The organism is Streptomyces sp. WELS2, from assembly GCF_013870595.1.
In the GTDB taxonomy this organism is placed as follows: domain Bacteria; phylum Actinomycetota; class Actinomycetes; order Streptomycetales; family Streptomycetaceae; genus Streptomyces.
Window position 1 is genome coordinate 21,395 of the sequence record NZ_JACBWZ010000006.1, and the last position, 13,237, is coordinate 34,631.

10 protein-coding genes and 1 pseudogene are annotated in these 13,237 nt (G+C 70.1%); 8 read left to right on the top strand and 3 right to left on the bottom strand.

The window, feature by feature from the left end; all coding sequences use genetic code 11:
- Window positions 1-95: 95 nt before the first annotated feature.
- The gene (locus tag H5J33_RS00975) at window positions 96-848 is read right to left on the bottom strand and encodes an SDR family NAD(P)-dependent oxidoreductase (protein WP_181792799.1); all 753 of its coding nucleotides are present in this window, start codon (window positions 846-848) and stop codon (window positions 96-98) included.
- Window positions 849-871: 23 nt separating this feature from the next.
- Window positions 872-2,527 (bottom strand): benzoylformate decarboxylase, encoded by a 1,656-nt coding sequence (mdlC, locus tag H5J33_RS00980; RefSeq protein WP_181792800.1) that lies wholly within the window; start codon window positions 2,525-2,527, stop codon window positions 872-874.
- 297 nt (window positions 2,528-2,824) lie between these two features.
- Between mdlC and H5J33_RS00985 the strand changes: the two genes are divergently transcribed.
- The 8 genes from H5J33_RS00985 to H5J33_RS01020 all read left to right on the top strand — a co-directional run bounded on the left by H5J33_RS00985 (window position 2,825) and on the right by H5J33_RS01020 (window position 12,932).
- A complete protein-coding gene (locus tag H5J33_RS00985; protein ID WP_181792801.1) occupies window positions 2,825-3,145 on the top strand; it encodes a putative quinol monooxygenase in 321 nt (106 codons plus the stop codon).
- Window positions 3,142-3,663 (top strand): cupin domain-containing protein, encoded by a 522-nt coding sequence (locus tag H5J33_RS00990; RefSeq protein ID WP_181792802.1) that lies wholly within the window; start codon window positions 3,142-3,144, stop codon window positions 3,661-3,663. The genes H5J33_RS00985 and H5J33_RS00990 overlap by 4 nt, the downstream gene beginning before the upstream one ends.
- Window positions 3,660-5,108: an ankyrin repeat domain-containing protein gene (locus H5J33_RS00995; RefSeq protein ID WP_181792803.1), complete on the top strand. Its 1,449-nt coding sequence runs from the start codon at window positions 3,660-3,662 to the stop codon at window positions 5,106-5,108. The genes H5J33_RS00990 and H5J33_RS00995 overlap by 4 nt, the downstream gene beginning before the upstream one ends.
- 24 nt (window positions 5,109-5,132) lie before the next feature.
- Complete coding sequence (locus H5J33_RS01000) at window positions 5,133-5,564, top strand: nuclear transport factor 2 family protein (RefSeq protein WP_181792804.1); 432 nt, start codon at window positions 5,133-5,135, stop codon at window positions 5,562-5,564.
- Window positions 5,565-5,581: 17 nt separating this feature from the next.
- Window positions 5,582-8,095 carry a sugar phosphate nucleotidyltransferase gene (locus H5J33_RS01005; protein ID WP_181792805.1) on the top strand — a complete coding sequence of 838 codons (2,514 nt, stop codon included), beginning with the start codon at window positions 5,582-5,584 and terminating at the stop codon, window positions 8,093-8,095.
- Window positions 8,096-8,196: 101 nt separating this feature from the next.
- A complete protein-coding gene (locus H5J33_RS01010; RefSeq protein WP_181792806.1) occupies window positions 8,197-8,358 on the top strand; it encodes a hypothetical protein in 162 nt (53 codons plus the stop codon).
- Window positions 8,359-9,588: 1,230 nt separating this feature from the next.
- Window positions 9,589-10,806: an acetyl-CoA C-acyltransferase gene (locus H5J33_RS01015; protein ID WP_181792807.1), complete on the top strand. Its 1,218-nt coding sequence runs from the start codon at window positions 9,589-9,591 to the stop codon at window positions 10,804-10,806.
- Window positions 10,803-12,932 (top strand): 3-hydroxyacyl-CoA dehydrogenase NAD-binding domain-containing protein, encoded by a 2,130-nt coding sequence (locus H5J33_RS01020; protein WP_181792808.1) that lies wholly within the window; start codon window positions 10,803-10,805, stop codon window positions 12,930-12,932. The genes H5J33_RS01015 and H5J33_RS01020 overlap by 4 nt, the downstream gene beginning before the upstream one ends.
- 52 nt (window positions 12,933-12,984) lie before the next feature.
- On the opposite strand, the pseudogene H5J33_RS01025 reads toward H5J33_RS01020, so the two are convergent.
- Window positions 12,985-13,237, bottom strand: a pseudogene (locus tag H5J33_RS01025) (hypothetical protein); the annotation flags it as partial.

A 13,237-nucleotide genomic window follows, 5' to 3' on the forward strand; every position in this document is an offset into this window, starting at 1 on the left:
GCGGACTGCCGGAGCGCTCCGGCAGGCCCGGCACGGCGAAGGGCCGTCGCCGCAGAGTCCGCGGCGACGGCCCCCGGGTGCCGGCTGGGCGCCGCTCAGGGACCCAGGAACAGCCCGCCGGCGACGTCGATGCGCTGGCCGGTGACCCAGCGGGCGTCGTCCGAGGCGAAGAACGCCACCGCGTCGGCGATGTCCGCAGGCGCTCCGATCCGGCCCAGCGCGGTCATGGCGATCGCGTTCGCCGTCGCCTCGGCGTCCACTTCCATCCACGGGTTCATGTCCGTGTCGGTGATGCCCGGGGACACCGAGTTGACCGTGATGCCCTGCGGGCCCAGGCTCTTGGCCAGGGTCCGGGTCATGACGTCCACCGCCCCCTTGGTCATCGAGTAGACGACCTGGGGGATCGCCATCCAGGTCACCCCGGAGGAGATGTTGACGACCCGTGACCCCTTCCCCAGCACCGGCAGCAGCCGCTGCACCAGGAAGAACGGCGCGCGGACGTTCACCGCGAACATCCGGTCGAACTCGGTTCCGTCCGCCTCCTCCAGCGTGCCGCCGAACAGCGCCGCGTTGTTGACCAGCACGTCCAGCTGCCCGCCGCCGAGCCACGGCAGCAGCTGGGACACCACCTGCTCGACGCCGTCGCCGGCGGACAGGTCCGCCCGCACCGTGACCGCCTGCCCTCCGTCGCGCCGGATGGTGTCCACCACCTCGTTCGCGGCGTCCGCGCTGCCGTTGTAGTGGACCGCCACCCGCGCCCCGTCGGCCGCCAGCCGGGTGGCGATGGCCCGGCCGATCCCCCGAGAGGCGCCGGTGACCAGCGCTGTCCTGCCCTGCAACTGTGCCATGTCATTTCCTCCCGGCGCGGCCACTACAGACGGAACAGGCCGGGGTCGGCCACCACGACGTCCAGGAGCATGGGCCCGTCCGCGGACATCGCCGTCTTCAGGGCCGCCTGCAGCTGTTCCGGCGTCTCGATCCGCTCGGCGGGGCAGCCGAAGCCGCGCGCCAGCTGGGCCATGTCGACGCCGCTCAGGTCCCAGCCGTCCTGCCAGGCGTTCTGCCCGGCCTCGTCCAGGTAGTACTTCAGCGACAGGTATCCCGAGTTGTTCGGGATGACGAAGGTGACCGGCAGGTTGTAGCGCGCCGCGGTCCACAGCGCGTGCAGCGTGTACTGCGCCGAGCCCTCACCGGTGACGACCACGACCCGCTGGTCCGGCCTGGCCACCGCGTAGCCGACGCCGCCGGCGAACGGGAAGCCCAGAGCACCGCTGGCCGTGGCGAAGTAGCCGTTCTGCGGGCCGAGCGGCAGCTGCTCGTGGAAGTCGGCCCGGGCGATCGGCAGCTCCTCGAACACCTGCGCGTCCTCGGGCAGGACCTGGGCCAGCTGGTGGAACAGGTAGGCCTGCGACAGAGGCGTCGACGGCTCGGGCACCGCCACCTCCGCCCGCTGCACCGCGGGCGCCGCCGCACGCTCGCGCTGCACGGTCAGCGGAACCAGGTCCCGCACCGCCTGCGCCGGCGGGCAGACCACCGCGCTGTCCGCCAGCGACCACGCGGCGGCCTCCGGGTCGTCGGTGACGTGGATGACCCTGGTGCCCTCCGGCAGCCGCGGCTGGTCGCTCTGGTCGAGCTGCGCCGGGGCGGTGGAGAACAGGTCCGAGGTGGTGAACAGCGTGAACGTCGGGCTGCCCAGCACGACCACCACGTCGTGCTCCGCCAGGCGCTGGTTGATCAGCTCCGGCAGCGGGGCCAGCACCCCGCCGAACAGCGGGTGGGTCTCCGGGAAGCTGCCGCGCGGCCACACCGGGCTGCCGTACACCGTGGCGTTCAGCCGCTCCGCCAGCCGCACCAGCTCCGTGCGCGCACCGCCGATCTCCACGCCGGGACCGGCGACGAGGGCCGGCCGCTCGGCGCCGTTGAGCGCCTCGGCGATCTCCGAGATCACCGCGGGGTCGGGGACGACGGCGCTGCGCACCGTGCGCGGCTTCAGCGGCGTCGGGCTCGCCGGGCGCACCCAGTCGTCCTCGGGCACCGCCACGAACACCGGGCCGGCCGGGGCCTGCGCCGCGATGTGGTAGGCCTTCTCGATCAGCGCCGGGATGTCCTGCGGGCGGGCCGGCTCACCGGACCACTTGATGTACGGCCGGGGCAGCGAAGGCGCCTCCGTGGCGTTGAGGAAGGGCTCGCCGAGCAGCAGCTTGCGGGCCTGCTGGCCGCCGAGGATGACCATCGGGGTGTGCGCGCTGGCCGCGGTGTAGACCGAGCCCATGGCGTTGCCGAGGCCCGGACCGCCGTTGATGATCACCAGTGAGGGCTTGCCGGTGGCCTGCGCATAGCCGTCCGCCATGCCGACCACGCTCGACTCGTGCAGGCCGGTGACGAACTTGAAGTCGTCGGGCCACTCGTCGAAGAGCTTCATCTCGGTGTGGCTGGGGTTGCTGAAAATCGTGGTCAGGCCCAGCTGGCGCAAGAGGTCCAGCGTGGCGTCCCGCACGGTGCGGAACCCTGCTCCATCCTGTGTCACGGTCACTCCTGCCTCGTAACGGTCGGGCCGATCCGGGAGCGCCGAGCCGTACCCGTATGCCGCAGTGTCAATTGCAGGCTCAGTTCACGCGGCCCGCCGCCGCAAGAACAGGACGGCAATTCATGGCTACTTCGTCAGCTAGCGCTCGGATTCCAGTCCCGACTTAACGACCTGTCGGCTTCTGCTCTGCCCGGCCTGGCCTCGCCGCCAGGGAGTACTTAGCGTCGTTGCCACGGGCCGGTTCAGGCCCGCGGCGGCAATGCGATCGGCCACGCCAATCCGACGAGGAGAGCAGCGGTGACCATACCCATAGCGGTGCTGGGATTTGCCAGCGCCCGTCCGGAGAAATCCGCGGAGTTGCAGGATGCCCTCCTGGCCCTCGCCGACCGCGCCCGCCGGGAGCCCGGATGCATCGACTACCGGGTACACCGGGCGTCCGACGACAAGGACATGCTCGTGTTCTACGAGGTCTGGCGCAGCCAGGAGGACCTCGACGTACACCTCGCGCTGCCCTACGTGGCCGACTTCATGGCCGAGCGGATGACCTACCTGCGGTGTGACATCGACCACCGTGTGCTGGAGGTCTGCGAAGGCGTGAGTGCCGAGGAGGACCGGTGACCGGAGCGGAAGACGTGCTGCACCTGCGCCCGGAGGGCGGCCGGACGATCTGGTTCGGAGACGCCGTCTACTCGTTCAAGGCGACCAGGGAGTCCACCGGCGGCCGGCTCACCCTCGCCGAGGCGTCCGTTCCCCCCGGGAGCGGCCCGCCCCCGCACCTGCACCGGGAACTCGACGAAGCCTTCTACATCCTGTCGGGGCAGTTCGAATTCCTCTCCGGGGACAGCACTTTCGAGGCCGGCCCCGGAGACTTCGTCTACATACCGCACGGCGTCAGGCACCGCTTCCGGAATTCCGGAACCCATTACGGTCGCCTGATCTTCCTTTTCACGCCCGGTGGGATGGACGAATACTTCGCTGAAATCGGAGAAACGGCCCGCGCGGGAGTCGCCCCGGCCCCGCTGACACCCGAGCAGATCCGGTTGATCGGCGACCTGGCGCCCCGGCACGGCCTTGTCCTTCATCCGCCCGCCCAGCCAGACGCACACGGCTCGACTTCACCGAAGGGTGCGCCATGACCGACACACAGACAACGCACAGGGTCGTCCGGGACTACTTCACCGCCCTGGAACGGGGTGACCTCGACGGCGCCCTGTCCCTGCTCTCTCCCGACATCGACTTCACCCTGCCCCAGGACCAGTGGAACGCCGTCATCCCCTACCTGGGCCGCCACCGCGGCCGGGACGCCGTCCGTGAGGCGTTCGCCGTCCGCGGTGAGACCACCGAGGTCCTCGAATACGAGCTGCGCGACCTGCGCGCCCAGGGGGACACCGCCGTCGCCGTCATCTACACCAAGGCCCGGCACACCCGTACCGGTGAACCGTTCGAGATCGAGGACGCCCATGTGCTCGTCGTCGGCGACGACGAGCACATCGTCTCCTGGAAGGTGTACTTCGACCCCAACGGCGAGGTCGCGGCGTTCACCAAGGACCGCGAGGAGCGCCTCGCCGCAGCCGTCGCCGCGGGCGACCGCGAGCTGGCCGCCGAGCTGCTGCGCTTCGGCGGCGACGTCGACCACCGTGACCCCGCCAGCGGCCTGACCCTGCTCATGACCGCCGCCGGCCGCGCCGACCTGCCCATGGTCCGCCTGCTGCTGGACGCCGGCGCCGACGTCTACGCCGCCGACAGCGGAGCCGGCGCCACCGCGCTGCACAAGGCCTGCCAGGGCGGCAGTCTGCCGGTCGTGCAGGCGCTCGTCGAGGCCGGCGCCTTCATCGACGCGGTGGCACCCACCACCGGCCACACGCCCGTCATGGACGCGGTGTGGTTCAAGTACCCGGAGATCGCCAAGTACCTGGTCGACCGCGGTGCCGGCCTCAACCTCAGCACCCACTACGGCTTCTCCCTCCAGCAGCACTTCGAGTACGAGCTCAACGTCAACGAGTCCGGCAAGGAGGACCTGCTGCTGGCGGAGAAGTACCTGCGCGAGCGCCAGGAGTCCGACGCCGCCAAGGCCGCCTCGCAGAAGCTGATGGCCGCGGTGACCGCCGGGGACGCCGCCGAGGTGCGCCGCCTGCTCGCCGCCGGCGCCGAGGTCGACGAGCGGTTCCCGATCGTCAACGGCTTCAACGACGCACACACCCCGCTGCTGGTCGCCGCCCGGGACGGGCACACCGAGATCGTGCGGATCCTCCTCGAGGCCGGTGCCGACGTGAACGCGACGGAGCCCACCTTCGGCGCCGTGCCGCTCCACAAGGCCGTCTACAACGGCCACGTGGAGTCCACCCGCATCATCGCCTCCTGGCCCGGCGTGGACCTGGACTTCCAGGGCGCCACCAACGGCTACACCCCCCTCCACGACGCGCTGTGGCACGGCTACGAGGAGTGCTCGCTCGCCGTCCTGGAGGCCGGCGCCGACCTGCACCTGGTGGGCCACGACGGCAAGACCCCGCTGGACCTCGCCACCGAGGTCTTCGGCACCGGCCACCGGGTCACCGAAGCGATCCGCAACCGCCTCGCCTGACCCCGGACACTCAGGAGGAAGACCATGGGCGTTCCCCCCAGGGAACGGATCACCGCCGCCGTCCGCGACTTCCTGGCATGCCTGGAACGCAAGGACATCGACTCCTGGATCCGCCTCTGGGATCCCGCCGGCGAGCAGTTCTACCCCTACGGCACCGAGATGTTCCCGCCGCACCTCGCCGGCCGCGACGCGGTCCACGAGCGCTGGAAGTCGATGCCCGACATGTTCGAGACGCTGAGCTTCCCGCTGCTGGACCTGTGGGTCGACGGGGACACCGCCATCGCCCGTTTCGACGGCCACCTGGTCAAGAAGGACGGGAGCGTCTACCGCAACAGCTACATCTGCACCTTCACCTTCACCGAAGCCGGCCTGATCCGCCGTTACCGCGAGTACTTCGACCCGATCCTCGCCGGCGCCGCGTTCGGCCTCGCCGAGACCACCTACCTGTCGTCCTGACAAGGAGCCACCGACCCGTGAAGGCCGTCGTCATGGCAGGGGGCGAGGGCACCCGCCTGCGCCCGCTCACCGCGAACCTCCCCAAGCCGCTGCTCCCGGTCGCCAACCGGCCGATCATGGAGCACGTGCTGCGCCTACTACGCAAACACGGCTTGCGCGAAACGGTGGTCACCGTCCAGTTCCTCGCCCAGCTCGTCCGCAACCGGTTCGGTACCGGGGACGAGCTGGGCATGGAACTGACCTACGCGCACGAGGAACGTCCGCTGGGCACGGCGGGCAGCGTCAAGAACGCCGAGAGCGCCTTGAAGGACGACACCTTCCTGGTCATCTCCGGCGACGCGCTCACCGACTTCGACCTCGGTGAGCTGGTCCGCTTCCACAAGGAAAAGGGCGCCCTGGTCACCGTCTGCCTGACCCGGGTCCCCAACCCCCTCGAGTTCGGCATCACCATCACCGACGACGACGGCAGGGTCGAACGCTTCCTGGAGAAGCCCACCTGGGGACAGGTGTTCTCCGACACCGTCAACACCGGCATCTACGTGATGGAACCCGAGGTCCTCGACTACATCGAGGCCGGCACCGCCACCGACTGGTCCACCGACGTCTTCCCCCGTCTCCTGGAGGAGGGCCGTCCGATCTACGGCTATGTCGCCGACGGCTACTGGGAGGACATCGGCACCCTGGAGAGCTACGCCAAGGCGCAGGCCGACGTCCTCGACGGCCGTGTCGGCGTCACCGTCGACGGCTTCGAACTCTCCCCCGGCGTATGGATCGGTGAGGGCGCCGACATCTCGCCCGACGCCCACCTCCAAGGCCCGCTGTGCATCGGACCGAATGTCAAGGTGGAGGCCTCCGCCACGCTCCTGCCCTACACGGTGGTCGGAGCCAACACCGTCGTCTGCGAGGGCGCGCAGCTGCACCGCGCCATCCTGCACGAGGACGTGTACGTCGGCCCTTCCGCGGACCTGCGGGGCAGCGTGGTGGGCAAGAAGACCGAGATCATGCGGGCCGCCCGGCTCAACGAAGGCGCTGTCACCGGGGAGTCCTGCCTCATCGGCGCCGAGGCAGTCATCGCCGAACAGGTGCGCATCTACCAGTCGAAGACCATAGAACCGGGCAGCCTGGTCAATTCCTCCCTCATCTGGGAGCCGCGGGCCCAGGCCCAGCGCTTCGGCAGCAAGGGCGTCTCCGGCCTGCTCAACATCGAGGTCACGCCCGAGGTCGCGGTCCGGGTGGCGTCCGCCTTCGCCACCTCGCTGAGCAAGGACGCCGCGGTCACCGTCGCCCGGGACCACTCCCGCGGGGCGCAGGCCCTGCAGCTCGCGCTGATCTCGGCTCTGCAGTCCAGCGCCGTCCACGTGCACCACCTTGAGAACGTCCCCCTTCCGGTGGCGCGCCACCACACCGGCCGCAGCGGTGGCGCCGGCATCTTCGTACGCACCACCGCGGGCGTCCGAGACAGTGTCGACATCCTCCTGCTCGACGAGGCCGGCAGCGACCTCGGCCCTGCGGTCCAGCGCAAGCTCGACCGCCTCTTCGCACGCCAGGAGTACCGCCGTGCCTTCCCCGGTGAGATCGGCGCGCTCGCCCTTCCGCCCCGCGTCCTGGACACCTACGCCGACTCCTTGTTCAGCGCGGTCGACACCTCGGGCGTCGCCGGGTCCGGCATGAAGATCGTGGTGGACAACGCGAACGGAAGCGCCGGCATCGTCCTGCCTGTCGTCTTCGGGCGGCTCGGCATCGAATCCCTGGTCGTCAACACCGGTCTGGAGGAGACGAAGCCGACCGAGACCCCGCAGGAGCGCGCCGAAGGCCTGGAGGCACTCGGCCGGCTCGTCGCCTCCGCCCGTGCCTCGCTCGGAGTCAGATTCGACCCCGTGGCCGAACGGCTGTCCCTCGTCGACGAACGCGGTCAGGTCATCGACGACCACCGCGCGCTGCTCACCTTCGTCAGCCTCTTGGTCGGCGACGGACTGGCGGGCCCGCTGGTGCTCGCTGCCCCGGTGAGCCGCTGGGCCGAGGAAGCCGCCCGGCGGGGCGGCGCCCAGGTGCACCGCGCGGGGATCCTGCCCGCCGAGCTCTCCGCCGAGGTGCAGCGCACCCGCGCCGCGTGGGCGGGCGACGGGAAGGGCGGTTTCATCGTTCCCGCCGTCTCGCCGGGCTTCGACGCGGTAGCCGCTCTCGTCCAGTTGATCGGTCTGCTGGCCCGCAGCCGGGACCCCCTGAGCAAGGTCGAGGCCCGCATCCCCGCCATCCACGTCCAGGAACGCGAACACCCCACGCCCTGGTCCGCCATGGGCACCGTCATGCGCCAGGCTGTGGAGGAAGCCACGCGCCGCGATCTGATCACGGAATCCGTCGGCGGCATCCGCGTCACCGACCACGACGGCCGCTGGATCCTCGTCCTTCCTGACCCCGACCACCCCACCACCCGCCTGTGGGCCGAGGGCACCACCGCCGCCGCCACCCAGGCGCTTCTCGACGACTGGACCACTGTGCTGTTCACGGATCCGAGCCACCCTCACCTGTGATCCCCACTCGTTTCGCCGATCCGGCTCGCTACGACGATCAGTGCGGCAATATCCTTCGCGCGGTGGGTCGGTGACACGGCCCTGCGGTCGGTGCGCAGGCGGTGCCGCCGGGTACGCGGATCAACCCGGTCGAGGTGGACGCGGACAGCGCGTGGCGCTATGCGGAGCTCGGAGTGGACCGGCTGCTGGTCTACCCGCTGCCGCTGGAGGACCCTGCCGAGGTGAGCGCGTTTCTGCAGCGGCACGCCGGTCTCGCACGCTGACCGGGTGGGCTTCGGCGCGGGCATGTGACGTCCGGTGCGCGATGAGCCGTCTGCTCAGCCGGACCGGGGAGGCGCTGCCAGGGTGCGGGCCACCACGTCTCGTGCCCGCGGAGGTTCCGTGTAGCCCGGAGTGCGCGATGGCGGTGCCCGACGGGGTACCGCCATCGCCTCGTCGGAGCCTGTTCTGGAGGGTCAGGACAAACGGTTTCCCGTCGCGCAGGCCAGAGCCTGCTTCGACGTGGAACGCTCTTGTGCGTCACCAGAGCTCAACCACCACGCGAACCCCGCTCGGCACGCCACGGTGACTACCAGTCAAGCAACTAGCTTCGGCGGGCGCGTCGTCATCGACAACCACCAGATCATGGGCGCCGGGCTCTGTGGCGGAGCTCGCTTCGCGTGCGGCACCGTGCCCAAGTGCGGGTCGTGGACAGCAGCATCGGTTCTGCGTCTCGGGTGGTGCCGACCGTGACGCTCAACTGCGCGGAGGCGTGGTGGGTGCCGGTGGGTGGTTCCGCCGTCCGGCCCGGGGGGCTGTTCGGCTCTGGTACCTCCGTACGCCGAGTTTCGAGTTCCTCGTCTCTGAGGTTCTGTTCTGTGGTTAAGGTCTATCCAGCGAAGGTGAATTTGGCAAGTTGTATCTGTGTTGACTCTGGGTGAAATTTGAAGTCGAATTTACGTGTGTTCTGCTAGCAAGGGTGCGCTGTACTTATTCCAGACTCTATCTAGCTGTACGAAATGATGCACACTAACTGGTTCGGATCACCCGGTGATGGAGGTATCCCCCGTCCCGGTGGTTCGGCCTCTCACTTTCCCGACGGCCCGTCACCTCTCCCTCACCTCCCTGCTGCTACTCGGACCGTAAGGCCCGCGGGTGGGCCGCGCGGAGCGTGGCGCACCCGGTGGTAGGGCGGGTGACGTAGGGTCAGGCGGCAGGGTGGTGGTGGCTGGAGCGCAGCGGAGGCCACCGGTCCGGCCGGAGGCCGGCCCCGGCCCGCAACGCGGGCCGGATACGCTGCGGTTGGCGGGGCGCGCGGAGCGCGTGCCGCCTGGCGGTGAGCGGAGCGAGCCGTATCCGCTCCAACAGAGGAAGGGGAGGGCTCCCCCGAAGGTGTGACGTTCACCGCTCCCCCGTACAGGGCTGTGCAGCTACGTTACTCATAAGTAGCATGGGGCTGAGCGCGCGCTCAGCGCAACGCAGCAGTGCCATCCCGCATCTGGAGGAGAGCCATCGTGCCTCGTACCGTCAGGGACGTCGTCTTCGTCGACGGCGTCCGCACCCCGTTCGGCAAGGCGGGCCCGAAGGGCATCTACCACGAGACCCGCGCCGACGACCTCGTCGTGAAGGCGATCCGGGAGCTGCTGCGCCGCAACCCCGGCCTGGACCCGAAGAAGATCGACGAGGTCGCGATCGCGGCGACCACGCAGATCGGCGACCAGGGCCTGACCCTCGGCCGCACGGCCGGCATCCTCGCGGGCCTGCCGCAGTCCGTGCCCGGCTACTCGATCGACCGCATGTGCGCCGGCGCGCTGACCGCCGTGACCACCACCGCGGGTTCGATCGCGTTCGGTGCCTACGACGCCGTCATCGCCGGCGGTGTCGAGCACATGGGCCGCCACCCGATGGGCGAGGGCGTGGACCCCAACCCGCGCTTCGTCTCCGAGAAGCTGGTCGACGAGTCCGCCCTGTTCATGGGCATGACCGCTGAGAACCTGCACGACCGGTACCCGTCGATCACCAAGCTGCGCGCCGACGAGTACGCGGTGCGCTCGCAGGAGAAGGCCGCCAAGGCGTACGCCAACGGCAGGATCCAGGCCGACCTGGTGCCGATCTCGGTGCGCCGCACCAACCCGGAGGGCGGTGAGACCGGCTGGGGCCTGGTCACCGCCGACGAGCCGATGCGCCCGGGCACCACGCTGGAGAACCTGGCGAACCTGAAGACGCCGTTCCGCGTGCACGGCCGGGTCACCGCGGGCAACGCGGCCGGTCTGAACGACGGCGCCACCGCGTCGATCATCGCGAGCGAGGACTTCGCCCGCGAGAACGGCCTGCCGGTCAAGATGCGCCTGGTGTCCTACGCCTTCGCGGGCGTCGAGCCGGAGGTCATGGGCTACGGCCCGATCCCGGCCACGGAGAAGGCCCTCGCCAAGGCGGGCCTGTCCATCTCCGACATCGGCCTGTTCGAGATCAACGAGGCCTTCGCCGTCCAGGTCCTGGCCTTCCTGGAGCACTACGGCATCGCCGACGACGACGCGCGCGTCAACCAGTACGGCGGCGCCATCGCCTTCGGCCACCCGCTGGCCTCCTCCGGCGTCCGGCTGATGACCCAGCTGGCCCGCCAGTTCGAGGAGCAGCCGCACGTCCGCTACGGCCTGACCACCATGTGCGTCGGCTTCGGCATGGGCGCGACGGTCATCTGGGAGAACCCGCACTTCGAGGGGGACAAGTGAGCACCACCGCCGAGCTTCTGAAGCAGGCCTCGGACCTGTTCCCCGACGAGGTCGTCACCAGCGCGCACGTACGCCACTTCGACCTGCCCTTCGGCGCGGGCCGGTTCGCGCTGATCACGCTGGACAACGGCCTGGACCACACCAAGCCGACCACGTTCGGCCCGGCCTCGCTGGCGAACCTGAACACCGCCGTCGACCAGGTCGAGAAGGAAGCGGCCGAGGGCGCGATCGTCGGTGTCGGCATCACCGGCAAGCCGTTCATCTTCGCCGTCGGCGCCGACCTCAAGGGCGTCGAGCTGCTGAAGGAGCACGAGCACGCGCTCGCCATCGGCAAGGGCGGCCACGAGGTCTTCAAGCGGCTGTCGAAGCTGGCCGTGCCGACCTTCGCGTACTACAACGGCGCGGCCATGGGCGGCGGCGTCGAGGTCGGTCTGCACTGCTCCTACCGGACCGTCTCCGCGGCGATCCCGGCGTTCTCGCTGCCCGAGGTCTTCCTCGGCCTGGTCCCCGGCTGGGGCGGCTGCACCCTGCTGCCGAACCTGATCGGCGCCGACAAGGCCGTCTCGGTCATCATCGAGAACTCGCTGAACCAGAACAAGCAGCTCAAGGGCCGGCAGGTCTTCGACCTCGGGATCGCCGACGCGATCTTCGAGGGCGCCGACTTCCTGGAGCAGTCGCTGATCTGGACGGCCCAGGTCCTCAAGGGCGACATCACCGTCGTGCGTCCGGTGATCGACCGTGGTGAGGCCTGGGACCAGGCCGTCGCCAAGGGCCGGTTCATCGCCGACGGCAAGGTGCACGGCGCGGCCCCGGCCGCCTACCGCGCCCTGGACATCATCGCCGCCGCCAAGGACGGCGACCTCCAGCAGGGCTTCGACGCCGAGGACCAGGCCCTCGCCGACCTGATCATGGGCGGCGAACTGCGCGCCGGCATCTACGCGTTCAACCTCGTCCAGAAGCGCGGCAAGCGTCCCGCCGGCGCCCCGGACAAGAACCTGGCCCGCCCGGTCACCAAGGTCGGTGTCGTCGGCGCCGGTCTGATGGCCTCCCAGCTCGCCCTGCTGTTCCTGCGCCGCCTCGAGGTGCCGGTCGTGCTGACCGACATCGACCAGGAGCGCGTCGACAAGGGTGTGGGCTACGTCCACGCCGAGATCGACAAGCTGCTCGGCAAGGGCCGGATCAACCAGGACAAGGCCAACCGCCTCAAGGCGCTGGTCACCGGTGTGCTGGACAAGGCCGAGGGCTTCGCGGACGCGGACTTCGTCATCGAGGCCGTGTTCGAGGAGATCGGTGTCAAGCAGCAGGTGTTCGCGGAGGTCGAGGCGGTCGCCCCGGCGCACGCGATCCTCGCCACCAACACCTCCTCGCTGTCCGTGACGGAGATGGCGTCGAAGCTGAAGCACCCCGAGCGGGTCGTCGGCTTCCACTTCTTCAACCCGGTGGCCGTCCTGCCGCTGCTGGAGATCGTCCGCGGCGAGAAGACCGACGACGCCTCCCTCGCGACCGCGTTCGCCGTCGCCAAGAAGCTGAAGAAGACCGCGGTACTGGTCAAGGACGCCCCGGCGTTCGTCGTGAACCGCATCCTGACCCGCTTCATGGGCGAGATCCAGAACGTCATCGACGAGGGCACCCCGGTCGAGGTCGCCGAGAAGGCCGTCGAGCCGCTCGGTCTGCCGATGTCCCCGCTGGTGCTGCTGGAGCTGGTCGGCCCGGCGATCGGCCTGCACGTCTCCGAGACGCTGCACGGCGCGTTCCCGGACCGCTTCAAGGTCTCCCCGAACCTCAAGGCGGTCGTGGAGGCGGGCAAGCGCGGCTTCTACGTCTACGACAGCGGCAAGCCGGAGCTGGACCCGGAGGTCGCCGCGCTGCTCAAGCAGGGCGACGTGGTCCTGACCGAGGAGCAGGTGCGGGCGCGGGTGCTGGACGCGGTGGCGCAGGAGATCGGGCTCATGCTCGACGAGGGCGTCGTCGCCGAGGCCCAGGACATCGACCTGTGCCTCATCACCGGCGCCGGCTGGCCCTTCCACCTGGGCGGCATCACGCCGTACCTGGACCGCGAGGGCGTCTCCGAGCGCGTGAACGGCAAGAAGTTCCTGGCCCCGGGCGTGGCGAGCGTCCCGGCGTAACCCCGTACGACGTGTGAGGGCCCCCGCCGAGGCGGGGGCCCTTCCGCGTGCTTCAGAACCGCCGCCACGCCTCCAGGGCCAGTCCCGGCTCGTCCTTGCGCCGGGTCAGCAGGAGCTGTCCCGTCGAGGGGGACAGCGTGGCCGCCACCACCCGGCCGGCCTCGTCCGTCGCGACGGACACCAGCGCGTCCAGCGGCAGTTCGGGGCCCGACTCGCTCCACCAGGCGCCCGCCGACTCCTGCTCCGTCGGGTAGGCGGCGAAGGCAGACCCTGGTCGCTCCCGGTGGCCAGCAGGTCCGGCAGTT